Source organism: Halomonas alkalicola (genome assembly GCF_030704205.1).
Lineage (GTDB): Bacteria > Pseudomonadota > Gammaproteobacteria > Pseudomonadales > Halomonadaceae > Halomonas > Halomonas alkalicola.
Genome location: NZ_CP131913.1, coordinates 809,751 through 834,109, shown reverse-complemented (window position 1 = coordinate 834,109; position 24,359 = coordinate 809,751). Strand labels below are relative to the sequence as shown.

Genomic DNA, 24,359 nt, shown 5'->3' with positions numbered 1-24,359 from the left:
AGTCGCTTGCCGATTAATGCTCTGCCGCCAGCGTGGCGCGGTGATGCTCGTCAGCAGAGCCGTCCGGCTGGCTATCAAGGCTGTCATGATGAGTTGTTGTGTCAGTATTCATGTCTCAGGTGCGCCAACGGTGTTGGCGACTGCCTGTCCTGCTTCTGTGGTTACTTGGGCTTGGTGATGTTGCTGGCAGCGCCGGCTACGGCATCTGGCATGGGCCTGGTCAGGCCCCGGACGCTCTGGAACCGACGGCTAGGCATGCGATGATGGCCAGCAGAGCGATTGTCATGGCCAGCGCGCTGCCGTCGACGAAGACATGGCGATAGAAGAGTGCACCCGCCACGCCACCGATAAGCGGGCCCGCGACCGGAATCCAGGCGTACTTCCAGTTGGAGCCCCCTTTCCCTGCAATGGGGAGCAGGAAGTGCGCCAGCCGCGGTCCAAGGTCACGCGCCGGGTTGATGGCGTAGCCTGTGGTACCGCCAAGCGACAGGCCGATGGCCAGGATGAACAAGCCGATGATCAGCGGATTGAGCCCTTCGGTAAAGTCGTTGGCGCCGATCGCCAGAATGCCTAGCACCAGCATGAAGGTGCCGATGACTTCGCTCATCATGTTGGAGGGTGTGTGCTCGATGGCTGGGTCGGTGCAGAACACCGCCAGCTTCAGACCCGGGTTTTCGGTTTTTTCCCAGTGGGGGTAGTAGTGTAGCCAAACGATCACCGCGCCGATGAAGGCGCCGATCAGCTGCGCTAGCAGATAGGCTGGCACCATGGACCAAGGAAACTCGCCGATGGCGGCGAGGCCAACGGTTACGGCTGGGTTGATGTGAGCGCCGCTGACGCTACCCACGGCATAAATGGCCACGGCGACCCCCAACCCCCACCCCATCGTGATAACGATCCAGCCGCCGGCTTCAGCCTTGGAGTGCTTGAGCAGCACACCAGCGACTACGCCGCCACCGAATACGATAAGTAGCATCGTGCCGATTATTTCGCCGAGAAACGGAGTCATTAGCGTTACCTTTGTCTTGTAGTTGTGAGCCGTTGTGAGGTCGTTTGCATTAGCGGCCGCAGGCGTGGTCGTAGAGGCCGATCAACAACGACGCAGCGCCCTTGAGTTGCAAATCGAACATTATTGTCAAAATTCGAACATGACAACCTCTGGTCGGTCGATCACGAAAACAATTGACTTAGTGGCTTGTTTTTAATGTCTTTTTTAGGGGTTCTACTTTCGTATTATGCGCGTTCGCAACCTGCTCATTGCCAAGGATTGGCGGCTTGTCTACTGAGCGTAAGCGTACTTAGTGTTCTTTATCGAACTATTCGCACGGGGTCGGTGGCTGCTCCCCGTTGTTGGGAGCTTAAAGCAGGCGGCTGTGAGTCAGGTACTCTGTGGGAGGCAGAGCGCCGTGCGGCGGCGCTCATGCGATGGGGTTGCGTTGCTTTCTGGAGGCGTGACGAAGCGGTTCGAGTGTTCATTATGGACATGCCTGCTGCCAACCAGATGGGGTCGGCGAGGCCGACATCGTGATCGGGTTGCTGCAGGTTTCGGCGATCAAGGAAGTGTCGGTGTGCTGTCCGGTGGCTAATCGCACTTCCGGCCCGCAGACTGGAAGTGCAGTCCTGATGCTCGATGTGGCCTGTTGCATCAACTCGCTGACTGGCAGATGGCCAGGAAGTCGTCGACTTTCAGCGAGGCCCCGCCCACCAGGCCGCCGTCAATATCCGGTTGTGCAAGCAGTTCGGCGGCATTGTCGGCATTCATGCTCCCGCCGTAGAGGAGTCTCAGTCCACTGGCCAGCTCGTGATCGTGTCTCGCCTGGTGCTCGCGAATGGCTGCCATCACCTCCTGGGCCTGCTTCGGCGTTGCGGTGCGGCCGGTGCCGATGGCCCATACCGGCTCGTAAGCAATGACGATTCGCTGGCGCTGCTCGGGCTCCAGGCGCGACATCACGAAACCTGTCTGACGCAGGACCACTTCCATGGTGTGCCCGGCGTCGCGCTCTGAGAGCGTCTCGCCGACACACAGCGCCGGCGTCAGGCCCACGCTGAGCGCCGCCAGCAGCCGGTCGAAGACCTGCTCGTCATTCTCACGGTAGAGCTGGCGACGCTCCGAGTGGCCTACCAGCGCATAGCGCACCCCGAACTCGCCCAGCATTCGCCCGCTGACTTCACCGGTATGGGCTCCGGAGTGGAGCGGGTTGAGGGTCTGGGCACCCAGGTGAAGCGGCGTGCCGTCGAAGGCGCGCTGCGCCGCTTCCAGATAGGGGAAGGGCGGGCAGATCACCACCTCCAGTCCCTCTGGTAGCGTCGCCTCCGTAAAGGCATGTCCAAACGCTTCAGCGAGCGTTGCCGAGCCGTTCATTTTCCAGTTGCCGGCAACCAGCGGAGTTCTCATGAGTTGTTGTCCTCTTTTTGCAGTTTCTGCAGGGGTGTCGTGTCAGGATGTTGTGTGAATGTATCCTGCTGGGATGAGACCCTGGCGCCAGACGAGGCGATATCCTTTCGGGTCTCCCAGGAAGGGTGCTCTCCCGCCAGAGCACTGCTTTCAGCGGCTTGGTTGCCGAAATGTCCTCTCTCGAAGCCGCCGAACACCGAGGCGCCGAGCTCAGAAGCGGTAGCCAGGGGGCTGCCGGTGATAGCCTCGGGGGCCATGTAGATGGCCGCGGGGACCTTGTCGTAGTCCCCGGATACACGTTCGTCGGTGACCAGAGCGGCCTGGAAGTAATTGACGGCGGCTATGGCCACCATGTTCGCGCGGTGCACCCCACGACTATGCTGGGCCGCCATGCGCGCCTCGTGGAGGGCGAGGCGTTCCGCGGAGCGCTCGCGAGTGCGGCGTGTTCGCCGCTGGCTCGGCGGTCTCGGTCTCGCTAGCTGTGAAGTGCTCGCGTACCCGCGCCAGCAGCCCCTGGGTAGAGGCGCCGCAGTCCTGGCGCGGCTCGTCTATGCGCTCGTTGATCTCGCCGGCGATGCGCTTGCCAAGCTGCACCCTCCTACTGGTTGAAGGAGTTGATGTTCCACATCACCCGCTGTACGAACACCTTGTGCTCGTACAGCGCGATCAGCGCGCCCAGATTCCTCGGTGCCAGCTCGTCGAGCAGCAGGGTGCTGGAGGGGCGGTTCCCCGGGCAGCGCTGCGGTTCAACTGGAACATCGGAAGCCTCGCCTCTTGTTATCGGTTGGGGCTCTTGGGTCAGTCGGCGGTGCGGTCGGAGACCCAGGCGCCGGCATCGGGAATGGTCATCGCATACTCTGACGCTAGCCAGGGAGAGCTGATCAGGAAGTCGGCGCTGGCCGTGTTGCAGGCCACGGGGATGTTCCAGAGGGCGGCAAGCCGCAGCAGCGCCTTGACGTCTGGATCATGGGGCTGCGGAGCGAAGGGGTCCCAGAAGAAGATCAGCAGATCGAGCCGCTGCTCGGTGATCAGGGCGCCGATCTGTTGATCGCCGCCCAGCGGCCCGCTCATCAGCCCCTGGACCTCCAGGCTAAGTGCCCGTCCGATGCGACTGGCCGTGGTGCCGGTGCCGGAGAGGTCATGCTGGGCCAGGGTTTGCTTCCAGCGCGCGACCCACTGCAGCAGTTCCTCTTTTTTTCCGTCATGTGCGATGAGTGCAATACGCTTGCGAACAGGGAGAGTGCGCGTCACGCTGCGTTTGGGGCGTAAGTCAATCACGGTCCTTCACCTCTAGAGTCTGTAATGTGTTGGTGTCGCTGGCTGTCTGGCGGCTGATGCTCCCTTCGGCCCAGATACCATGAGGGCGCTGTAGTGGGGGGCGCCGCTGAGGCGCCCCGCTGCTGGCGATGACAAGCGTGTCGCTCAGCCCAGGTACTTGATCATCACCCCCGCGGCCACCGCCGAGCCGATGACGCCGGCCACGTTGGGCCCCATGGCGTGCATCAGCAGGAAGTTGTGCGGGTTGGACTCCAGCCCCACCTTGTTGGCCACCCGTGCCGCCATCGGCACCGCCGAGACCCCGGCGGCGCCGATCAACGGGTTGATCGGGGTCTTGCCAACGGCATTCATCAGTTTAGCCATGACCACACCCGAGCCGGTACCGATGGCGAAGGCGACGATGCCCAGCGCCATGATCCCCAGGGTTTCCATCGCCAGGAAGCTCTCGGCCATCAGCCGCGAGCCCACGGCCAGGCCCAGCACGATGGTGACGATGTTGATCAGGGCGTTCTGGGCGGTGTCGGTCAGGCGCTCGACCACGCCGCACTCGCGCATCAGGTTGCCGAAGCAGAACATCCCCCCCAAAGGCGGCGCGGCGTCCGGCAGGAACAGCGCCACCAGCATCAGCAGGGCCAGCGGGAAGACGATCTTCTCGAGCTTCGACACCGGACGCAGCTGCGTCATGGTGATCTCGCGCTCCTTCTTGCTGGTCAACAGCTTCATGATCGGCGGCTGGATCATCGGTACCAGCGCCATGTAGGCGTAGGCGGCCACGGCGATGGCCCCCAGCAGTTCCGGGGCCAGCACGCTCGACACGTAGATCGAGGTGGGGCCGTCGGCGCCGCCGATGATGCCGATGGCGGCGGCCTGCTCGAGGGAGAAGTCCATCCAGCCCAGGGCCGACAGGCCCACCGCGCCGAACACCGTGGCGAAGATGCCGAACTGCGCCGCCGCGCCCAGGAACAGGGTGCGCGGGTTGGCCAAGAGCGGCCCGAAGTCGGTCATCGCCCCCACGCCCATGAAGATCAGCAGCGGGGCGATGCCCGAGGCGACCGCGACCTGGTAGAAGGTGTAGAGCAGGCCGTCGCCGTAGCCGACGTTCATGGCCACGTCCTTGGCGGCACGCAGCTGGTCCGGCGAGGCGCCGTTGTCGACCAGCGCCTTGAGGGTGGCCCGCCAGGCCTCCTCGCCGGCCAGCGGGTCCAGGGTCGCCCCCAGCGCCATGGCCATCTGGTGGAGCACCGCGGGGCGCGCCACCTCGATGGCCTGGTCCAGGGCCGAGATGGCCAGGCAGCCGCCTCGGGAATGTTGGCCAGTATCCCGCCGAAGCCGATAGGCACCAGCAGCAGCGGCTCGAACTTCTTGGCGATGGCCAGGTACAGCAGCCCCAGGCCCACCGCGATCATCAGCGTCTGGCCGAGGGTCAGGTTGTAGGCACCCGAACCCTCCCAGAGTGTCAGCAGATTCTCCATGGTCAGGGCCCTTAGAGCTCGATGAGGACGTCACCGACGGCGACGCTGTCGCCCTCGCCGACCTTGACCGCGGAGACGGTACCGGCGCTCGCCGCACGCACCTCGGTTTCCATCTTCATGGCCTCGAGGATGATCACCACGTCACCCGCCTTGACCGCATCGCCCGGGCGCACGTTGACCTTGAAGATGTTGCCGGCCAGCGGCGCGCTGATCACCTCGCCGGTTGCGGCCGGCGCGGCCTCGGCGGCGGGCTGGGCGGCAGTGCCCTGCGCCTGGACATCGGCGATCTCGCCGCCCTCGGCGACCTCGACCACGTAGGCCTTGCCGTTGACCTTGACGGTGTAGGTCTCGGGGCCGGCCGGGGCGCCTGCGCTGACGGCCGGCGCCCCGCCCTTCTGGGCAGCGACCGGCAGGTTGGCACCGGCGGCGTCCTTGCCCGGCGCCTGGGGCGCCGGCTCGAAAGCATCGGGGTTGTCGCGGTTCTTGAGGAACTTCAGGCCGATCTGCGGGAAGAGCGCATAGGTGAGCACGTCATCGATCTCGCGCTCGCCCTCGGCCAGGCGGATGCCGTCGGCCTTGGCCTTCGCCTTGAGCTCCTTGGTCAGCGTATCCATCTCCGCCTCGAGCAGGTCGGCGGGGCGGCAGGTGATGGGCGCCTTGCCCTCCAGCACGCGAGCCTGCAGCTCCTTGTTGAAGGCGGCAGGCGCGGCGCCATACTCGCCCTTGAGCAGCGCCTGGACCTCCTTGGAGATCGACTTGTAGCGCTCTCCCATCATCACGTTCATCACCGCCTGGGTGCCGACGATCTGGGAGGTGGGGGTGACCAGCGGGATGAAGCCCAGGTCCTCGCGCACCCTGGGGATCTCCTGGAGCACGTCGTCGAGCTTGTCGCCGGCGCCCTGCTCCTTGAGCTGGTTCTCCATGTTGGTGAGCATGCCGCCCGGCACCTGGGCGATCAGGATGCGCGAGTCGATGCCCTTGAGCGAGCCCTCGAAGGCGGCGTACTTCTTGCGCACCTCGCGGAAGTAGGCGGCAATCTCCTCGAGCAGCTCGAGGTCCAGGCCGGTGTCGCGCTCGGTGCCCTGGAGGATCGCCACCACGGACTCGGTGGGGCTGTGGCCGTAGGTCATCGACATCGAGGAGATGGCGGTATCGACGTTGTCGATGCCCGCCTCGGCGGCCTTGACGATGGTCGATGTGGAGAGGCCGGTGGTGGCGTGGCACTGCATGTGGATCGGGATGTCCACCGCGGCCTTGAGCTTGGTGACCAGCTCATAGGCGTCATAGGGCTTGAGCAGGCCGGCCATGTCCTTGATGCACACAGGGAATCGGCGCCCATGGCGGCGATGGTCTTGCCGAGCTCGACCCAGCCGTCCAGGGTGTGCACCGGGCTCACCGTGTAGGAGAGGGTGCCCTGGGCGTGGCCCTCGACGTTGCGCACCGCCTGGATGGCGCGCTCCAGGTTGCGCGGGTCGTTCATGGCATCGAAGACGCGGAAGACGTCGACGCCGTTGGTCTTGGCGCGCTCGACGAATCGGTCCACCACGTCGTCGCCGTAGTGGCGATAGCCGAGCAGGTTCTGACCCCGCAGCAGCATCTGCTGGGGGGTGTTGGGCATGGCCGCCTTGAGCTCGCGGATACGCTCCCAGGGATCCTCGCCCAGGTAGCGGATGCAGGCGTCGAAGGTGGCGCCGCCCCAGGACTCCAGCGACCAAAAGCCGACGCGGTCGAGCTTCTTCTCGGCGATGGGCAGCATGTCATCGAGGCGCAGGCGGGTGGCGAACAGCGACTGGTGGGCGTCACGCAGGACGACGTCGGTGATACCGAGCGGGCGAGCGGTGTCAGTCATTGGCTTGACCTTGTCGTAATAGTGAAGGGGAAGTCGGGAAAGCGGGGAAGCCGGCGTCAGCGGCGATGGCGCTGACGGTAGCGATGCAGGGCGGCGCCGATCACCGCCATCAGCTCGTCATCCTGGCGGGCGGACGCCGGCGAGCGAGTGGGCGTGGCGGCGGGCGCGGGCGGCTCGGGGGCGAAGCGCCGGATCACCAGCGACATCAGGGTGGTCACGATCACCAGAACGGTAAGAAAAACAAAAACGAAGCCCATGCCGAGCCCCATCAGGGCTAGGCCCTCCTCCAAAAGTGACGTGCCTTGCATATAGAAATCTTCCAGTTGTAGACCTGTTACCCGGGCTCTGTTCAGACATAATCGACCAGCACCCGGCCGGTCATCTCCTTCGGCACCGGCTGGTCCATCAGGGTCAGCAGGGTCGGGGCGATGTCGCACAGGCTGCCGTCCTCCTGGAGCCGCGCCGGGCGCGGGCCCACGTAGATCAGCGGCACAGCGAAGGTGGTGTGGGCGGTCTGGGGGTTGCCGGTCTCCGGGTTGACCATCTGCTCGGCGTTGCCGTGGTCGGCGGTGACCAGGCAGGCGCCGCCCACCTTCTCGATCGCTTCCACCACTCGGCCCACGCAGCTGTCGACGGCCTCGATGGCCTTCACCGCGGCGTCGAAGTCGCCGGTGTGGCCGACCATGTCGCCGTTGGCGTAGTTGCAGACGATCAGGTCGTAGTCGCCGGACTCGCTGGCCGCCACCAGCTTGTCGGTGACCTCGACGGCGCTCATCTCCGGCTTCTCGTCGTAGGTCCTGACCTCCTGGGGGGAGGGCACCAGGATCCGGGTCTCGCCCTGGTACTCGGCCTCGCGGCCGCCGGAGAAGAAGAAGGTGACGTGGGCGTACTTCTCGGTCTCGGCGATGCGCAGCTGGGTCAGGCCGCGGCTCTCCATCACCTCGCCCAGGGTGTTGTGTGAGAGCGACGCCGGCGGGAAGGCCGCGGGGGGGGGGGGATGTCGGCGGCATACTGGGTCAGCATCACCAGGCCGTCGGCGGCGAGGCGCGGGCAGACGCGGCGCTCGAAAGCCGTCGAAGTTTTCCTGGACGAAGGCGCGGGTCAGCTCCCGGGCGCGATCGGCGCGGAAGTTCATGAAGATGGCGGCGTCGCCCTCCTCCAGCACCACCGGGGCGCCGGTGGGGCGGGATGCTGGTAGCGGCCACGAACTCGTCGGTCTCGCCGCGCTCGTAGGCGGCGCGCAGCCCCTCCTCGGCGCTCACCGCCTCGAACTCGCCGACACCCTCGGTGAGCAGGCGGTAGGCCTTCTCGACGCGATCCCAGCGGTTGTCGCGGTCCATGGCGTAGTAGCGGCCGATGATGGAGGCGACGAAGCCGTTGTCGGCGCCGACCAGCTCGGCGAGGCGCCCGTTGGCGCGCTCGAGGGAGGCCAGGGCGCTCTTGGGCGGCATGTCGCGACGACCGTCCAGGAAGCCGTGGACGTAGATACGCTGCGCGCCGCGGCGGGCGGCCAGCTCGGCCATGGCAATGAAGTGGTCGTCGTGGCTGTGCACGCCGCCCGGGGAGAGCAGGCCCAGCAGGTGCACCGCCCGGCCCGCCGCCACGGCGGCATCGATGGGCGCGGTCAGGGCGTCGATGAGATCCAGGTCGCCCTCCTCGATCGCCTTGGTGATGCGGGTGAAGTCCTGGTACACCACGCGGCCGGCGCCGAGGTTCATGTGGCCCACCTCGGAGTTACCCATCTGGCCCTCCGGCAGGCCCACGTGGCGGCCGTCGGTGTGGATCAGGGTCGCCGGATGCTCCTGCTGCAGGCGATCCATCACCGGGGTGCGGGCGGCCAGCACGGCGTTGTGGGCGGCGTCCGGGTTATGGCCGTAGCCGTCCAGGATGATCAGGGCAACGGGGCGCGGAGAGATATGGCTCATGAAACAGTCTCATTTTTTAGTTATAAGGCCAAGCTGTTGCGGTAGCTACCTTAGGTAGCCAGCTACAGCTCGGTAAGATATCTGTCTGGCTAACCGGATAGCTCCTTGTGTCCATCGACAGCAAGCCTGTTCTGCCGGAGTCTGCAGCAGCGGCTTACTGGCCCTTGATGGCCGAGAGCCCCGGGTAGCGGGCGCGCTCGCCCAGCTCGTTCTCGATCACCAGCAGGCGGTTGTACTTGGCGACGCGATCGGAGCGGCACAGCGAGCCGGTCTTGATCTGGCCGGCGCAGGTGCCCACGGCGAGATCGGCGATGGTGGTGTCCTCGGTCTCGCCGGAACGGTGGGAGATCACCGCGGTGAAGCCGGCGTCCTGGGCCATCCTGATGGCGTCCAGGGTCTCGGAGAGCGAGCCGATCTGGTTGAACTTGATCAGGATGGAGTTGCCGATCTGCTCGTCGATGCCGCGCTTGAGGATCTTGGTGTTGGTCACGAAGAGGTCGTCGCCCACCAGCTGCACGCGATCGCCCAGCTTGTCGGTCAGCGCCTTCCAGCCGGCCCAATCGGACTCGTCCATGCCGTCCTCGATGGAGACGATGGGGTAGTCGTCACACAGGCCGGCCAGGTAGTCGGCGAAGCCCTGGGTGTCATACTGCTTGCCCTCGCCGGCGAGGTTGTACTGGCCGTCCTGGTAGAACTCGGAGGAGGCGCAGTCCAGCGCCAGGGTGATGTCGCGGCCCAGGGCGTAGCCGGCGTCTTCCACCGCCTGCTTGATCACCGCCAGGGCCTCGGCGTTGGAGGCCAGGTTGGGGGCGAAACCGCCCTCGTCACCCACCGAGGTGGAGAGGCCACGAGCGGAGAGCACCTTCTTCAGGGCGTGGAAGATCTCGGCGCCCATGCGCAGGGCCTCGCGGAAGTTCGCGGCGCCCACCGGCTGCACCATGAACTCCTGGATATCGACGTTGTTGTCGGCATGCTCGCCGCCGTTGAGGATGTTCATCATCGGCACCGGCATGCTGTACTGGCCCGGCTGGCCGTAGAGCTCGGCGATATGGGCGTAGAGCGGCATGCCCTTGGCGTCGGCCGCGGCCTTGGCGGCGGCCAGGGAGACGGCCAGAATGGCATTGGCGCCCAGGGTCGCCTTGTTGTCGGTGCCGTCCAGCTCGAGCATGGCGTTATCCAGGGCTCGCTGATCCTCGGCATCCAGGCCCACCAGGCGCTCACGGATGGCGCCATTCACGGCCTCGACGGCCTTGAGCACGCCCTTGCCCAGGTAGCGGCTCTTGTCGCCGTCGCGCAGCTCCAGGGCCTCGCGGGAGCCGGTGGAGGCGCCGCTGGGGGCGCAGGCCACGCCCACGGCACCGCTCTCCAGCCGCACCTCGGCCTGGACGGTGGGATTGCCGCGGGAATCGAGTACCTCGAGGGCGCGAATGTCGACGATCTTGGTCATGCGAGTTTCCTTCAATGTTATTTAAATTGGCTGTCTGGTCAGAACGTTAACGGACGTCGAGGATCTTCAGGGTGTTGGTGCCGCCATGGGCGTTCATGTGATCGCCGCGGGTCAGGATCACGTGATCGCCAGGGGCGGCGATGCCCTTCTCCACCAGCAGCTGAAGCGCCCGGTCGTTGAGCTCGGTGGGGGCCATGTCGCGGGTATCGAAGGGCAGCGAGACCACCCCGCGGTAGAGCGCCATGCGCCGCTGCGCCACCGGGCTGTGGGCCAGGCCGACGATGGGCAGGCTCGAGCGAATGCGCGAGGCGATCAAGGGCGTGTAGCCGGTGGAGGTCATGCAGGCGATGGCCGCGACGCCGGAGAGGTGGTTGGCGGCATACATGGCCGACAGCGCGGTGGTCTCGTCGATGCGCGAGAAGCCCTCGTGGATGCGGTGGCCGGACTCCTGGGCGATGCGCTCGCGTTCGGCGCCCAGGCAGACCCGATCCATGGCCTCGATGGTCTCCACCGGGAAGTCCCCGGCGGCGGTCTCGGCGGAGAGCATCACCGCATCGGTGCCGTCGAGCACGGCGTTGGCCACGTCGAACACCTCGGCCCGGGTGGGCAGGGGCGATTCGATCATCGACTCCATCATCTGGGTGGCGGTGATCACCGCCCGGTTGAGCTGGCGTGCGCGCTTGATGATGCGCTTCTGCATGCCGATCAGCTTGGCGTCGCCGATCTCCACGCCGAGATCGCCGCGGGCCACCATCACCGCCTCGGAGGCCTCGATGATGCCGTCCAGGGTCGCCTCGTCGGCCACGGCCTCGGCACGCTCCAGCTTGGCCACCAGGCCGATCTCGCGCCCGGCCTCGCCGAGCAGCGCGCGGGCCTCGGCCATGTCGGCGGCCGAGCGCGGGAAGGAGACGGCTAGGTAGTCGACGCCAATCGCCACCGCGGTGGCGAGGTCGGCGCGGTCCTTGCCGGTGAGGGCCGGGGCCGAGAGGCCGCCGCCCTGCTTGTTGATGCCCTTGTTGTTGGAGAGCTTGCCGCCCACCACCACGCGGGTGTGAATCTCGCGCCCCTGGATGGCGGTGACATCGAGCACTACCCGGCCGTCGTCGAGCAGCAGGCGGTCGCCGGGGACGACGTCGTCGATCAGCTGCTGGTAGTCGCAGCCGACCCGGGTCGCGTCGCCGGCGTTGCCGTCGAGCGCCATGTCGAGCACGAAGGTGGCGCCCTCGGCGAGCTCGACGGCGCCCTCGGCGAAGCGGGCGATGCGGATCTTGGGCCCCTGCAGGTCGCCGAGGGCGGCGACGCTTCTGCCCAGGCGGTCGGCGATCTCGCGCACCCGCACCAGGCGCTGACGGTGGTCGTCGGCCGAGCCGTGGGAGAAGTTGAGGCGCACGACATCGACGCCGGCCGCGATCATGGCCTCCAGCACGCCCTCGCGGTCGCTGGCCGGGCCCAGGGTGGCAACGATCTTGGTGCGGCGGATGGGGGGCATGGGGGGCTGGATCGGCATTGCGACCTCCGGTCGGTTGGGTGGGAGTTTAAAACGTAAACTTACAACCAATGTGTTCGTTAGTGAAGGTAATTGGCCAAATTTACGAACATATTGGCGGTTTTCCAAGTAGTTTTTTTCTAAATATAACAAAAAAATCTTGAGCGGCCCTCTCCCATCGGGCATATTGAGGGGCAAGGACGAGCCCGTGGGCACGGCAGGCGGCCACTGGCCGCCATCGGCGCCGGCCGGGCTCCCTCCGTCTCACGACAACACAACGAGTGGCAGCGCCACGGAGGAGAGACCCATGACCCTGAAGATCGCCATCAATGGTTTTGGACGTATTGGCCGCAACGTGCTGCGGGCCCTCTATGAGAATGGCTATCGCCATCGTGTGGAGGTGGTGGCCATCAATGATCTTGGTGCGCCGGCTCTCAACGCTCATCTGCTACGCCACGACACCGTGCACGGGCGCCTCCCCTGCAAAGTGGAGCACGATGAAGCGAGCATGAGCGTGGACGGCGACCGTATTGCAATTTTTTCCGAGCGCGAACCGGCGGCCCTGCCCTGGAAGTCGCTCGGCGTTGACCTGGTGATGGAGTGTACCGGGCTCTTTACCAAGCGGGCCGATGCCGCCAAGCACCTTGAGGCCGGTGCCAAGCGGGTGCTGATCTCAGCACCGAGCCCCGACGCAGACGCCACCGTGGTCTATGGGGTCAACGAGGCTGAGCTCACCGCCGAGCACAAGGTGGTCTCCAACGCATCCTGCACCACTAACTGCCTGGCGCCGGTGGCCAAGGCGCTCAACGAGAGCGTGGGCATTGAGAACGGCCTGATGACCACGGTGCACGCCTACACCAACGACCAGAACCTCTCCGACGTCTACCACAGCGATCCCTACCGGGCGCGCAGCGCCACTCACTCGATGATCCCCACCCGGACCGGGGCCGCCGCCGCCGTCGGGCTGGTGCTGCCAGATCTGGCCGGAAAGTTTGACGGCCTGGCGGTGAGGGTGCCGGTGATCAACGTCTCGCTGGTCGACCTGGTCTTCACGGCCAGCCGCGATACCACCAAAGAGGAGATCAACGCCATCGTCGCCAAAGCCGCCGAGGCGTCCCCTGTGCTGGCGGTCAACTCTCAGCCGCTGGTCTCAATCGACTTCAATCACGACGCCAATTCCTCCACCTTCGACGCCAACCACACCCGGGTGAACGGCCGGCTGGTCAAGGTGATGGCCTGGTACGACAACGAGTGGGGCTTTTCCAACCGGATGCTGGATACCGCTCTGGCCATGCAGGCAGTGGGCGAGGCCAGGCACGAAGCAGCCTGACTGTCCGAATTGGCCAGTTCGGCCAGGCCTCGACCTGATGCTGGCAGGAGGCGGTGGAGCGGGTCAAAAGCGATCGCTGAAGGCTTGCAAAATCCTTGGGGATCGGTAATATATGCATCCGTTGCCGAGGCGAGCACGCCCCGGCAATTTGCTGCTGAAACAGGACCATAGCTCAGTTGGTTAGAGCGCTACCTTGACATGGTAGAGGTCGGCGGTTCGAATCCGCCTGGTCCTACCAGCACGCAGAAGGCATCACCACAGGACCATAGCTCAGTTGGTTAGAGCGCTACCTTGACATGGTAGAGGTCGGCGGTTCGAATCCGCCTGGTCCTACCAGATTCCAGAACGCCCCCGCAGCCCTGCTGCGGGGGCGTTCTGCTTTTTGCTTCATCAGCCGCGAGCCGTGTCTTCCGATTTTCTGCCGGCGCCACGCGTCAGGCGGGCAGCTTCAGTTCTGTGCGCTCGATAAAGATCGCCACCAGGGCCTCGATGCCGGCCTGGTCGTCGGCGCTGAAACGCCCGCGCCTGGGGCTGTCCAGGTCCAGCACGCCCCACAGTCGGTCGCCTGCCACGATGGGCACCACCAGCTCGGCCCGGGAGGCGGCGTCGCAGGCAATATGGTCGGCCACGGCGTGGACGTCGTCGATGCGCTGGGTGCTGCGGGTGCGCGCCGCGGCGCCGCACACCCCTCTGCTGAAGGGAATGGGGTGGCAGGCGGGCTTGCCCTGGAAGGGGCCGAGGCCTAGCGTCTCGGGTGCGCGCTGCAGGTAGAAGCCCACCCAGTTGAGCTCGGGGAGCTCCTGCATCAGGAAGGCGGCGGTCTGGGCGCTGTTGGTCAGCCAGTCGCGGGTATCGAGCAGTGCGGCGAGCTGGCGGGCGAGCAGGGGATAGTCAACGGTCATCATGGCTCCTGAAATAGAAGGGGCCGGCTAAGGCCGGCCCCTGTTCTTCTCCGTTTTTCTTATTCCCAGCCGGGCACCGCCGCCGGCCCAAACAGCTCGGCCGCCTTGGCCTTCACTTCCTCGGTCTGGTAGCTGCGCACCAGCTGCTGGATAGCCTCACGCTCCTCGTCGCCGCCGCGCACCACGATCAGGTTGACGTAGGGGGACTCCGGGCCCTCCTTGATCAGGGCGTCGTCCAGGCTCAGGCCGGCGGGCTGGGCGAAGGTGTTGTTGATGAAGGCCATGTCCACGTCGGGCAGCACGCGGGGAAGCTGCGCGGCCTCGATCTCGCGGAAGCGGAAGCGCTTGGGGTTTTCCACCACGTTGATCGGCGTCGCCTCGAGGTTTTCCGGGTCGTCGAGTTGGATCAGGCCCTTGTTGTGCATCAGGATCAGCGAGCGCCCCTCGTTGGAGGGGTCGTTGGGCAGGGCGATCTGGGCGCGCTCGGGCAGTTCGTCGATGCTCGCGTACTTTTCGGAGTAGGCGCCGATGGGATAAACGAAGGTGTAGCCGGCCACGGCGAAGTCGTAGCCGCGATCGTTGACCATGGCCTGCATGTAGGGCTCGTGCTGGTAAGCGTTGGCGTCCAGGCTACCGTCGGCCAGGGCCGCGTTGGGCGTCACGTAGTCGGTGAACTCGATGATCTCCACGGTCAGGCCGTACTCGCGCAGGGCGATCTCGGCGGCCACCTGCATCACGTCGGTCTCGGGGCCGGCCACGGTGCCGATCTTGATGCGGTGCTCGTCGGCCAGGGCGCTGCCGGCGCCGAGGGCCAGGCTGGAGGCGAGCAGGGTGCTGAGCAGTGTCTTGCGCATGGCGGGTCTCCTAGAGTGATGGTTCGATGATAATGGAATAAAAATAATTTTTTAAATATTAAAAAGCTATTGATGGTGTCTTTTCATTTGTGATCGCTCTTGCGGACCAAGTAGTCCCCGATGCTCTGGAAGCCCTGCACCATGACCACCAGGATCGCCACGGTGATCAGCATGATGGTGGGGTTGAAGCGGTTGTAGCCGTAGCGGATGCCCAGATCGCCAAGGCCCCCGCCGCCTACGGCGCCGGCCATGGCGGAGTAGCTCACCAGGGTCACCACGGTGACGGTCAGTGCGGTGAAGATGCCGCCGCGGGCCTCGGGCAGCAGCACCCGGGTGATGATCTGCCAGGGGGTGGCGCCCATGGACTGGGCGGCCTCCACCAGGCCCGGGTTGATCTCGTTGAGCGCGCCCTCCACCAGGCGGGCGATGAAGGGGATGGCGGCGATGGTCAGCGGCACAGCGGCGGCATTGGTGCCGATGGAGGTGCCCACCAGCATGCGCGTGAAAGGGATGATCGCCACCATCAGGATGATGAAGGGGATCGAGCGGCCGATGTTGGTGACGATGCCGAGCGCGCCGTTCACCGCCGGCTGGGCCAGCACCTGGCCGGGGCGAGTCACATAGAGCAGCACCCCGAGGGGAATGCCCACCAGGGCCGAGAGCACCCCGGAGATGGCCACCATGTAGAGGGTGTCCAGGGTGGCCCGGAGTATCAGGTCAATCATCGCGCTGGACATGGCCGAGCACCTCCACGTGCAGATCATGGGATTCGAGGTAGTCGATGGCCTCACGGGTCTTGGCCGGCGGGCCCATCAGTTCGGCGATCATCAGTCCCAGGGTGCGCTCCTGGATCGATTCCACCTTGGCCTGCAGGATGCTGACGTCGACGCCGCACTCCCGGGCCAGCCGGGAGATCAGCGGGGTGGAGACGGCATCGCCCGAGAAGGCCAGGCGCACCACCGGATGGGTGTGCTCGCCGGGTGTCGCCTCCAGGCGCTCGAAGAGCGCCCGGGGCGGTTCCAGCTGGAGGAAGTCGTTGAGAAACTCGCGGCCCAGCTGGGTCCTGGGCGAGGTGAAGAAGTCGCCGACCTCGGCCTCCTCCACCAGTTCGCCGTCGGAGATCAGGCTGACCCGGTGGCAGATCGCCTTGACCACCTCCATCTCGTGGGTGATCAGCAGGATGGTCAGGCCGAGCTTCTGGTTGATGTCGCGCAAGAGCGCCAGGATCGAAGCAGTGGTCTGGGGATCCAGTGCCGAGGTGGCCTCGTCGCACAGCAGCACCTTGGGCCGGCTGGCCAGCGCCCGGGCGATGGCCACCCGCTGCTTCTGGCCGCCGGAGAGCTGGGCCGGGTACTGGGCCGCCTTGTCGGCCAGGCCCACCAGCTCCAGCAGCGGCGTGACCCGGCTGCGGATCTCGGCGCGCTTCATGCCCATCAGCTCCAGGGGCAGGGCCACGTTGGCGAACACCGTGCGGTTGGTCAGCAGGTTGAAGTGCTGGAAGATCATGCCGATCCCGTGGCGCGCCTGGTTGAGCGCCTGGCGGGAGAGCCCGGTGAGCTCCTGGCCGTCCACGCTGACGGTGCCGGTAGTGGGGCGCTCGAGCAGGTTGACGCAGCGGATCAGGGTCGACTTGCCGGCCCCGGAGAGGCCGATCACGCCGTGGATCTGGCCGGCGGGCACGTGGAAGTCGATATCCTTCAGCGCCTGGACGGTCCGGGCGCTGCCGCGCCGGCCCTTGAGGGCATAGGTCTTGGAAACGTTCTGGAGTCGGATCATGGAAGCACCGCAAACGGGGCGCCGGGGCGGGCGGGGCAGGGCAGGGTGGGCGCAAAAAAAAGGCCACCCTTGCGGGTGGCCATCAACGCTGGACACACCCTTTTAGCTGCACTTCACACGCTGGCCGCTCCGAGGAGTGTGCCACCGCGCTGGCGCCCGCAAGCCGGGTACAAATCGGCGCCGTTCAATGTAGCGGGGAAGCTTAGGTGCGGCGGGCGTGGCTGTCAATCGGCCTGGGTGTTGTTGTGGTCGTCCCGCCCATTAGACAGGACAATTTCCTGTTTTCTCGTGTTTGGTAGGTGAAAACGCTGGTGTGCCGGGTGCCGGCGTGGACGCGGCGGGGCAGAGTTCTCTACACTCGTGACCCTTGGCCCCGCCCGGGGCCCATCCCAGTCGAGGAGACGCCATGTTCACTGGTATCGTGCAGGGCACCGCCGAGGTGGTCGCCATTGAAGAGGCAGATCAGTTCCGCACCCATGTCATCGCCCTGCCCGAGGCGCTGCGCCAGGGGCTCGAGATCGGTGCCTCGGTGGCCCACAACGGGGTCTGCCTGACGGTGACCGCCATCGACGGAGAGCGGATCAGCTTCGACCTGATGCGCGAGACGCTGCGCGTGACCAACCTTGGTGCACTGGCGGTCGGCGACAGCGTCAATATCGAGCGCGCCGCCCGCTTCGGCGACGAGATCGGCGGGCACTCGATGTCCGGCCACGTGATGGCGGTGGCCGAACTGGTGGAGCTCGATGAGGCACCCAACAATCGTCGCCTGTGGTTCGAGCTGCCCCACGCCCTGGGGCGGTTCCTGTTCGACAAGGGCTACATCGGCGTCGATGGTGCGAGCCTGACCATCGGCGAGGTGCGCCCGGCCACCGCCGCCCACGGCCCGCGCTTCTGCGTCAACCTGATCCCCGAGACCCTGGCCCGCACCACCCTGGTGGACCGGGTGCCGGGTGACCGCGTCAACATCGAGATCGACCCCCAGACCCAGGCCATCGTCGAGACCGTGGAGCGGGTGCTGGCGGCCCGCGGCATCTGAACGCGGCGGGTGATTGACCACTTCGTCAAGTCTGCGTTGGCGGCGCGGCTGGCGCCTGGCCCGGCCTTTGCTTATACAGTGTGACGAGCAGTGTGAAGAGTCTGAATCAGCGGCCTTCCGGTCTCTCGCATCCCGTCGGGGATGCGAGTACCATAGGCCGCTTTTCTCGTGACCCTTCTCGCCCCCCAGGGACCGTCGCAACGTCCACGCGCGCAGGAATGAGCCTCATGAAGAGCCTGATCGACAAGCAGTTCAAGCTGTCCGAGCACAACACCAACGTGAAGACCGAGGTCATCGCCGGGATCACCACCTTCCTGACCATGGCCTACATCATCTTCGTCAACCCCAGCATCCTCTCCGAGGCGGGCATGGACTATGGCGCGGTCTTCGTCGCCACCTGCCTGGCCGCGGCCATCGGCTGTCTGATCATGGGGCTGTGGGCCAACTATCCCATCGCCCAGGCGCCGGGCATGGGCCTCAATGCCTTCTTCACCTACGGGGTGGTGCTGGGCATGGGCTACACCTGGGAGGCGGCGCTCGGCGCGGTCTTCTTCTCCGGCCTCTGCTTCTTCCTGCTCAGCATCTTCAAGGTGCGCGAGTGGATCATCCACTCGATCCCGCTCTCCCTGCGCCTGGGCATCGCCGCCGGTATCGGCCTCTTCCTGGCGATGATCGCGCTGAAGAACGCCGGCATCGTGGTCTCCAACCCGGCCACCTATGTCGCCCTGGGGGATCTCTCCCAGCCGGCGGCCATCTATGCGCTGCTGGGCTTCTTCGTGATCACCGCCCTGGCCTACCTGAAGGTCACCGGGGCGGTGATGATCGGCATCCTCGGCATCACCGTGATGGCCATGCTGCTCGGCCACAACGAGTACGGCGGCATCATGTCCATGCCGCCCTCCATCGCGCCCACCTTCATGGCGCTGGACCTGTGGGGCGCGCTGGACATCGCCATGCTCAGCGTGATCTTCGCCTTCCTGTTCGTCGACCTCTTCGACACCTCCGGCACCCTGGTGGGCGTGGCCCATCGCGGCAAGCTGCTCGACAAGGACGGCAAGCTGCCGCGCCTCGGTCGCGCCATGATGGCCGACAGCGGCGCCTCCATGGCCGGTGCGGTGCTTGGCACCTCCACCACCACCAGCTACATCGAGTCCACCGCGGGCATCGCCTCCGGCGGGCGTACCGGCCTGACCGCCGTGGTGGTCGCCGCGCTGTTCCTGATCAGCCTCTTCTTCGCCCCGCTGGCGGGCTCCATTCCGGCCTACGCCACCGCCGGCGCGCTGCTCTACGTGGCGGTGCTGATGGCCGGCAGCCTGGCCCACGCCAACTGGGAGGATCCCACCGACGCCGCGCCGGTGCTGATCGCCGCCCTGGCCATGCCGCTGACCTTCTCGATCGCCGAGGGCATCGCCCTGGGCTTCATCAGCTATGCGGCGATCAAGGCGCTCTCCGGGCGCTTCAAGGACCTCAATCCGGCGGTAGTCGTGCTGGCGCTGCTGTTCGCGCTGAAGTTCCTGTTCCTCGACTGATCCTCGACCACCGATTGCACCCACTCACCGAGACCCGTATCGATGAGCATCTACGGCGACTACATCAAGTCCGTCATCCGCACCGTCCCCGACTGGCCGCAGCCGGGGGTCAACTTCCGCGACATCACGCCGCTGCTGCAGAACAGCGCGGCCTTTCGCAAGCTGGTCGACAGCTTCGTGCACCGCTACCAGGAGATGGAGATCGATGCCGTCGCCGCCATCGACGCCCGCGGCTTCATCGTCGGGGCGCCGTTGGCCTACGAGCTCGGCTGCAGCTTCGTGCCGGTGCGCAAGAAGGGCAAGCTGCCGTTCCGTACCATCAGTGAGACCTACACCCTGGAGTACGGCGAGGCCGAGGTGGAGCTCCACTCCGACGCCTTCAAGCAGGGCGATCGCATCCTGATCGTCGATGACCTCATCGCCACCGGCGGTACCATGCTGGCCGCCGCCAAGCTGATCACCCGCAGCGGCGGCCAGGTGGTGGAGACCGCCACCATCGTCGACCTGCCGGATCTCGGCGGCTCTGCGCGCATCCGCGAGGCGGGCTTCAACGTCTTCGCCGTCTGTTCCTTCACCGAGGACGAGTGACCTCATGAGCAGCAACCGCTACCACAAGCACTTCACCGTCTCCTGGGACCAGCTGCATCGCGATGTCCGCGAGCTCTGCCACCAGCTGGTGGAGCGCGACTTCAAGGGCATCGTCGCCATCACCCGCGGCGGGCTGATCCCTGCGGCCCTGATCGCTCGTGAGCTCAACGTCCGCCTGATCGATACCGTCTGCATCAAGAGCTACGACCATATGGACCAGGGCGGCCTCGACGTCATGAAGGGCGTCGACCATGACGGCGACGGCTGGCTGCTGGTCGACGACCTGGTGGACACCGGCAAGACCGCCCGCAAGGTGCGCGAGCTGCTGCCGAAGGCGCACTTCGTCACCGTCTATGCCAAGCCGGAGGGGCGTCCGCTGGTGGATCAGTACCTCACCGAGGTGGCGCAGGACTGCTGGATCCAGTTTCCCTGGGACATGGGCGTGGCCTACGTCGAGCCGCTGGTCGACCAGGTCAAGCGCTGAGACGCGAGGAGGGCAGGGATGGCGGCACCGCTTCCCGATAGCTGGCAGCAGTGGCTGGGCGAGGAGTTCCAGGCGCCCTACATGCAGTCGCTTCGCGACTTCCTGGCCGCCGAGAAGGCGGCCAGGAAGGTGATCTATCCCCACTCCGTCGACTGGTTCCGGGCCTTCGAGCTCACGCCCCTGCCGTCCGTGAAGGTGGTGATCCTCGGCCAGGACCCCTACCACGGCCCCGGCCAGGCCCATGGCCTGTGCTTCTCGGTGAAGCCGGGGGTGCGCATTCCGCCGTCGCTGGCCAACATCTACAAGGAGCTGGCCACCGACGTCGGCTTCCGCCCGGTGGCCCACGGCCACCTGGAGCACTGGGCGCGCCAGGGGGTGCTGCTGCTCAACACCTCGCTGACCGTGGAGGAGGGCAATGCCGGCTCCCACCGCGGGCGCGGCTGGGAGACCTTCACCGACCGCGCCATCGCCACGGTCAGCGAGCACGGCGAGCCCACGGTGTTCCTGCTGTGGGGCAGCCACGCCCGCCAGAAGAGGGCGCTGATCGATGCCAGCCGGCACCTGGTGCTGGAGTCGCCGCACCCCTCGCCGCTCTCCGCCCATCGCGGCTTCTTCGGCAACCACCACTTCTCCCGGGCCAACGCTTTCCTGGTCGAGCACGGGCGCACCCCCATCGACTGGCAGCTGCCCGAGGTGCCCTGAGCCGCCTACACCTCGAGGCGGGATGCGGGTAGAATGGCCGTCAATTTACCGGCCGGGTCCATGCGACCAAGGTCGGTATCGTCTCCCGCCGCCCCGAAGAGTGAAGAGGTTCCGCCCATGAGCGTCCATGCCATCCAGCACCCCCTGGTCCAGCACAAGTTGGGTCTGATGCGTGAAGCCGGCATCAGCACCAAGAGTTTCCGTGAGCTGGCCGGCGAGCTGGCCAAGCTGCTCACCTACGAGGCGACCAAGGATCTCGAGCTCGAGGTTCAGGAGATCGACGGCTGGAGCGGCAACAAGATCCCCGTGAACCTGCTCAAGGGCAAGAAGGTCACCATCGTGCCGATCCTGCGCGCCGGCCTCGGCATGCTCGACGGCGTCACCGACCTGATCCCCAGCGCCAGGATCAGCGTGGTGGGACTCTACCGAGACGAGGAGACCCTCGAGCCGGTGCCCTATTTCGCCAAGTTCGCGAACGACCTCGACGAGCGCCTGGCCATCGTCATCGATCCCATGCTGGCCACCGGGGGCACCATGGTGGCGACCCTGGACATGCTGCGCGAGCGCGGCTGCAAGCAGATGAAGGTGATCGTGCTGGTGGCGGCGCCCGAAGGGATCAAGCGGGTCCAGGACGCCTACCCGGACATCGAGATCTACACCGCCGGCGTCGACGAGCGTCTCGATGAGCACGGCTATATCGTGCCCGGCCTGGGTGATGCCGGCGACAAGATCTTCGGTACCCGCTGAGTCCTTTCCCATCGCCATCGCGCCCCTGAGCCCTCGCGCCAGGGGCGTTTTTTCGGAGAACTGTCATGACTGACACCTCAGCGGCCGCCCACCCCGCGGCCGAATCGCTGCCCCGTACCCTGCTCACCGGGGCGCAGATGCTCTTCGTGGCCTTCGGCGCCCTGGTACTGGTGCCGCTGCTCACTGGGCTTGACCCCAGCGTGGCGCTCTTCACCGCCGGCGTGGGGACCCTGGTGTTCCACGGCGTGACCCGGGTCACCGTGCCGGTCTTCCTGGCCTCGTCGTTCGCCTTCATCGCTCCCATCCAGGGCTCGGTGGTCAACTTCGGCATCCCGGCCACCATGGGCGGCCTGATGGCCGCGGGCCTGGTCTACGTGGCGATCTCCCAGGCCGTGCGCCTCAAGGGCACCGCCTGGCTGCATCGGCTGCTGCCGGCCGTGGTGGTGGGGCCGGTGATCATGGTGATCGGCCTGGCGCTGGCGCCGGTGGCGGTCAGCATGGCCACCGGCGAGACCAGCGACAACATCGGCTATGCCCCGGCGATCTTCCTCTCCATGACCAGCCTGCTGGTGACGCTGGTGCTGGCGGTGTTCGGCCGCGGCCTGATCCGCCTGATCCCGATCATGGGCGGCATCGTCACCGGCTATGTGCTGGCGCTTGCGATGGGCATGGTGGACTTCACGCCGGTGCGCGAGGCGGCCTGGCTATCGATCCCGGCGTTCACCGCGCCGAGCTTCCACTGGGCGGCGATCCTCTTCATGATCCCGGTGGCCATTGCGCCGGCGGTGGAGCATATCGGCGACATGGTGGCCATCGGCTCGGTGACGCGGAAGAACTACCTGGAGAAGCCGGGCCTGCATCGCACCCTGCTGGGTGACGGCCTGGCTACCACCACCGCGGCGCTGTTCGGCGGCCCGCCCAACACCACCTATTCCGAGGTGACCGGCGCGGTGACCCTGACCCGGGCCTTCAACCCGAAATACATGGTGGTGGCGGCCTGTCTCGCCATCGGCCTGGCCTTCGTGGCCAAGCTCGGCGCCCTGCTGCAGACCATCCCGGGCCCGGTGATGGGCGGCATCATGACCCTGCTGTTCGGCTCCATCGCCGTGGTGGGCATGAACACCCTGGTGCGCGCCGGCCACTCGCTGACCGCGCCGCGCAACCTGGTGGTGGTCTCGCTGATCCTGGTCTTCGGCATCGGCGGCATGCAGTTCGGCGGCGGCCAGTTCACCCTGCAGGGGGTCAGCCTGGCCGCCCTGGTGGGCATCGTGCTCAACTGGGTGCTGCCGCGCGCCGAAGAGGACGAGTAGGCGGCAAGTCCGCCGGTCTGTCGTCGGGCTTTACCGGCGGCAGGCCCCGGGGCGCCGGACCGTCGAGGAGGCGCTGTAAATACTTCCCTGTACGCTACCTCGGCCGTCCCTGGTCCTCGGACCTCCTCTTCGGCCTGCCCCCGGCGCCCTCTGGCTTGCTGACGGCACCAGTCTCAGTCGCGGTAGCGCCGGGTCAGATCGCCGTAGGCGTCGATGCGGCGGTCTCTCAGATACGGCCAGATCCGGCGCACGTCCTCGCCGCGCTCCATGTCCAGGGTCACCAGCAGGCGCTCGGCGTTGACGCCGCCGTGGGCCAGCAGCTCCCCCTGGGGGCCGGCGATGAAGCTGCCGCCCCAGAAGTCGATGCCGCGGCCGACCCCGGAGTGATCTGGCTCGTGGCCGACCCGGTTGGCGACGATCACCGGCACGCCGTTGGCCACCGCGTGGCTGCGCTGGATCAGCGTCCAGGCGTCCTTCTGGCGGGACTTCTCGGCGTCGTCATCGGCGGGGTCCCAGCCGATGGCGGTGGGGTAGAGCAAAAGCTCCGCCCCGGCCAGCGCCATCAGGCGCGCCGCCTCCGGGTACCACTGGTCCCAGCACACCAGCAGGCCGAGCCGGCCCACCGAGGTGTCGATGGGGTGGAAGCCCTGGCCGCGGGCGTCGTCGGCGTCGCCCGGGGTGAAGTAGAACTTCTCATAGAAGCCCGGATCGTCGGGGATATGCATCTTGCGGTAGTGGCCCACGGCACCGTGCTTGCGGTCGTAGACCACGGCGGTGTTGTGGTAGAGCCCCGGCGCGCGGCGCTCGAACAGCGAGCCCACCAGCACGATATCGAGCTCGGCGGCGAGCGCCGCCAGGCGGGTGCCGGTGGGGCCGTCCAGGGGCTCGGCCAGGTCGAAGAGCTCGGTGTCCTCGTACTGGCAGAAGTAGTGGGTGGCGTGCAGCTCCTGGAGCATCACCAGCTCGGCGCCGGCGGCGGCCAGCTCGCGGATGCCGGCCTCGCTCTCGGCGAGGCTCCTGGCCTTGTCGGGCCAGGCGGGCTGCTGGACCAGGCCGACCTTCAGTTGGCGGGGCATGATCGACTCTCCTCTTTATTCATTTTCTCGGGGCTTGTCTGGCGACAAGCCTGTGAGCGGGGCCGGCCTTCCGGAGGCGCTGTGAATACTTCCCTGTACGCTACCGACGCCATCCCTGGCGTAGGACCTCCTCTTCGGCTTGTCCCCAGCGCCCCTAATCTCGTGGTTTCAAT

General features: G+C 66.3%; 22 protein-coding genes, 2 tRNA genes and 3 pseudogenes. 10 read left to right on the top strand and 17 right to left on the bottom strand.

Annotated features, from left to right (window positions below; all coding sequences use genetic code 11):
- Nucleotides 1–220 precede the first annotated feature (220 nt).
- From B6N23_RS04010 to pyk, 12 genes and pseudogenes are all read right to left on the bottom strand, one after another.
- Nucleotides 221–1,009: an MIP/aquaporin family protein gene (locus B6N23_RS04010; RefSeq protein ID WP_305502101.1), complete on the bottom strand. Its 789-nt coding sequence runs from the start codon at nucleotides 1,007–1,009 to the stop codon at nucleotides 221–223.
- A 636-nt stretch (nucleotides 1,010–1,645) separates the two neighbouring features.
- Nucleotides 1,646–2,395 carry a triose-phosphate isomerase gene (gene tpiA, locus B6N23_RS04005; protein WP_305502098.1) on the bottom strand — a complete coding sequence of 250 codons (750 nt, stop codon included), beginning with the start codon at nucleotides 2,393–2,395 and terminating at the stop codon, nucleotides 1,646–1,648.
- Complete coding sequence (locus B6N23_RS04000; RefSeq protein ID WP_305502095.1) at nucleotides 2,392–2,787, bottom strand: hypothetical protein; 396 nt, start codon at nucleotides 2,785–2,787, stop codon at nucleotides 2,392–2,394. Before B6N23_RS04000 ends, tpiA begins: the two co-directional genes overlap by 4 nt.
- A pseudogene (locus B6N23_RS03995) lies at nucleotides 2,771–3,143 on the bottom strand (phosphoglucose isomerase-related protein); the annotation flags it as partial. The pseudogene B6N23_RS03995 and the gene B6N23_RS04000, both read right to left, overlap by 17 nt.
- Nucleotides 3,144–3,193: 50 nt before the next feature.
- Nucleotides 3,194–3,673: a methylglyoxal synthase gene (locus B6N23_RS03990; protein ID WP_305502093.1), complete on the bottom strand. Its 480-nt coding sequence runs from the start codon at nucleotides 3,671–3,673 to the stop codon at nucleotides 3,194–3,196.
- Nucleotides 3,674–3,817: 144 nt separating this feature from the next.
- Nucleotides 3,818–5,145, bottom strand: a pseudogene (locus B6N23_RS03985) (sodium ion-translocating decarboxylase subunit beta).
- 11 nt (nucleotides 5,146–5,156) lie between these two features.
- Nucleotides 5,157–6,994, bottom strand: a pseudogene (gene oadA / locus B6N23_RS03980) (sodium-extruding oxaloacetate decarboxylase subunit alpha).
- 56 nt (nucleotides 6,995–7,050) lie between these two features.
- Nucleotides 7,051–7,302 carry an OadG family protein gene (locus B6N23_RS03975; protein ID WP_305502091.1) on the bottom strand — a complete coding sequence of 84 codons (252 nt, stop codon included), beginning with the start codon at nucleotides 7,300–7,302 and terminating at the stop codon, nucleotides 7,051–7,053.
- 41 nt (nucleotides 7,303–7,343) lie between these two features.
- The gene (locus B6N23_RS03970) at nucleotides 7,344–8,129 is read right to left on the bottom strand and encodes an alkaline phosphatase family protein (RefSeq protein ID WP_305502088.1); all 786 of its coding nucleotides are present in this window, start codon (nucleotides 8,127–8,129) and stop codon (nucleotides 7,344–7,346) included.
- Nucleotides 8,017–8,919, bottom strand: a complete 903-nt coding sequence (locus tag B6N23_RS03965) for a hypothetical protein (protein ID WP_305502086.1) — start codon at nucleotides 8,917–8,919, stop codon at nucleotides 8,017–8,019. Before B6N23_RS03965 ends, B6N23_RS03970 begins: the two co-directional genes overlap by 113 nt.
- 154 nt (nucleotides 8,920–9,073) lie before the next feature.
- Nucleotides 9,074–10,366 (bottom strand): phosphopyruvate hydratase, encoded by a 1,293-nt coding sequence (eno, locus tag B6N23_RS03960; protein ID WP_305502084.1) that lies wholly within the window; start codon nucleotides 10,364–10,366, stop codon nucleotides 9,074–9,076.
- Between the two features lie 46 nt (nucleotides 10,367–10,412).
- Complete coding sequence (pyk, locus tag B6N23_RS03955) at nucleotides 10,413–11,873, bottom strand: pyruvate kinase (protein ID WP_305502076.1); 1,461 nt, start codon at nucleotides 11,871–11,873, stop codon at nucleotides 10,413–10,415.
- A gap of 286 nt (nucleotides 11,874–12,159) precedes the next feature.
- Here pyk and gap point away from each other — a divergent pair, with 286 nt between their 5' ends.
- The 3 genes from gap to B6N23_RS03940 all read left to right on the top strand — a co-directional run bounded on the left by gap (nucleotide 12,160) and on the right by B6N23_RS03940 (nucleotide 13,518).
- Entirely contained in the window at nucleotides 12,160–13,182 is a 1,023-nt protein-coding gene (gene gap / locus B6N23_RS03950; protein ID WP_305502074.1) for a type I glyceraldehyde-3-phosphate dehydrogenase, read from the top strand.
- A gap of 161 nt (nucleotides 13,183–13,343) precedes the next feature.
- Nucleotides 13,344–13,420 (top strand) — tRNA-Val (locus B6N23_RS03945).
- A gap of 21 nt (nucleotides 13,421–13,441) precedes the next feature.
- Nucleotides 13,442–13,518: transfer RNA gene (locus tag B6N23_RS03940), tRNA-Val, on the top strand.
- A 98-nt stretch (nucleotides 13,519–13,616) separates the two neighbouring features.
- On the opposite strand, the gene B6N23_RS03935 is transcribed toward B6N23_RS03940, so the two are convergent.
- The 4 genes from B6N23_RS03935 to B6N23_RS03920 all read right to left on the bottom strand — a co-directional run bounded on the left by B6N23_RS03935 (nucleotide 13,617) and on the right by B6N23_RS03920 (nucleotide 16,714).
- Nucleotides 13,617–14,087 carry a free L-methionine (R)-S-oxide reductase MsrC gene (locus tag B6N23_RS03935; protein ID WP_305502071.1) on the bottom strand — a complete coding sequence of 157 codons (471 nt, stop codon included), beginning with the start codon at nucleotides 14,085–14,087 and terminating at the stop codon, nucleotides 13,617–13,619.
- A gap of 56 nt (nucleotides 14,088–14,143) precedes the next feature.
- Nucleotides 14,144–14,938: a MetQ/NlpA family ABC transporter substrate-binding protein gene (locus tag B6N23_RS03930; protein ID WP_305502069.1), complete on the bottom strand. Its 795-nt coding sequence runs from the start codon at nucleotides 14,936–14,938 to the stop codon at nucleotides 14,144–14,146.
- Between the two features lie 83 nt (nucleotides 14,939–15,021).
- Nucleotides 15,022–15,675: a methionine ABC transporter permease gene (locus B6N23_RS03925; RefSeq protein ID WP_302142032.1), complete on the bottom strand. Its 654-nt coding sequence runs from the start codon at nucleotides 15,673–15,675 to the stop codon at nucleotides 15,022–15,024.
- Entirely contained in the window at nucleotides 15,656–16,714 is a 1,059-nt protein-coding gene (locus tag B6N23_RS03920; RefSeq protein ID WP_302142034.1) for a methionine ABC transporter ATP-binding protein, read from the bottom strand. The genes B6N23_RS03925 and B6N23_RS03920 overlap by 20 nt, the downstream gene beginning before the upstream one ends.
- A 406-nt stretch (nucleotides 16,715–17,120) precedes the next feature.
- Between B6N23_RS03920 and B6N23_RS03915 the strand changes: the two genes are divergently transcribed.
- From B6N23_RS03915 to B6N23_RS03885, 7 genes are all read left to right on the top strand, one after another.
- On the top strand, nucleotides 17,121–17,750 hold the full coding sequence (locus B6N23_RS03915) for a riboflavin synthase subunit alpha (RefSeq protein ID WP_305502066.1): 630 nt from the start codon (nucleotides 17,121–17,123) through the stop codon (nucleotides 17,748–17,750).
- Between the two features lie 227 nt (nucleotides 17,751–17,977).
- Nucleotides 17,978–19,279 carry an NCS2 family permease gene (locus tag B6N23_RS03910; protein WP_305502064.1) on the top strand — a complete coding sequence of 434 codons (1,302 nt, stop codon included), beginning with the start codon at nucleotides 17,978–17,980 and terminating at the stop codon, nucleotides 19,277–19,279.
- 42 nt (nucleotides 19,280–19,321) lie between these two features.
- Nucleotides 19,322–19,867: an adenine phosphoribosyltransferase gene (locus tag B6N23_RS03905; RefSeq protein ID WP_169957965.1), complete on the top strand. Its 546-nt coding sequence runs from the start codon at nucleotides 19,322–19,324 to the stop codon at nucleotides 19,865–19,867.
- 4 nt (nucleotides 19,868–19,871) lie between these two features.
- The gene (gene gpt / locus B6N23_RS03900; RefSeq protein WP_302142039.1) at nucleotides 19,872–20,351 is read left to right on the top strand and encodes a xanthine phosphoribosyltransferase; all 480 of its coding nucleotides are present in this window, start codon (nucleotides 19,872–19,874) and stop codon (nucleotides 20,349–20,351) included.
- 18 nt (nucleotides 20,352–20,369) lie between these two features.
- Entirely contained in the window at nucleotides 20,370–21,053 is a 684-nt protein-coding gene (gene ung, locus B6N23_RS03895) for a uracil-DNA glycosylase (RefSeq protein WP_302142040.1), read from the top strand.
- A 117-nt stretch (nucleotides 21,054–21,170) separates the two neighbouring features.
- The gene (upp, locus tag B6N23_RS03890; RefSeq protein WP_119022969.1) at nucleotides 21,171–21,800 is read left to right on the top strand and encodes a uracil phosphoribosyltransferase; all 630 of its coding nucleotides are present in this window, start codon (nucleotides 21,171–21,173) and stop codon (nucleotides 21,798–21,800) included.
- Between the two features lie 65 nt (nucleotides 21,801–21,865).
- A complete protein-coding gene (locus tag B6N23_RS03885; protein ID WP_305502059.1) occupies nucleotides 21,866–23,110 on the top strand; it encodes a uracil-xanthine permease family protein in 1,245 nt (414 codons plus the stop codon).
- 173 nt (nucleotides 23,111–23,283) lie between these two features.
- Here B6N23_RS03885 and B6N23_RS03880 read toward each other — a convergent pair whose 3' ends face one another.
- The gene (locus B6N23_RS03880; RefSeq protein ID WP_305502057.1) at nucleotides 23,284–24,186 is read right to left on the bottom strand and encodes a carbon-nitrogen hydrolase; all 903 of its coding nucleotides are present in this window, start codon (nucleotides 24,184–24,186) and stop codon (nucleotides 23,284–23,286) included.
- Nucleotides 24,187–24,359: the final 173 nt, after the last annotated feature.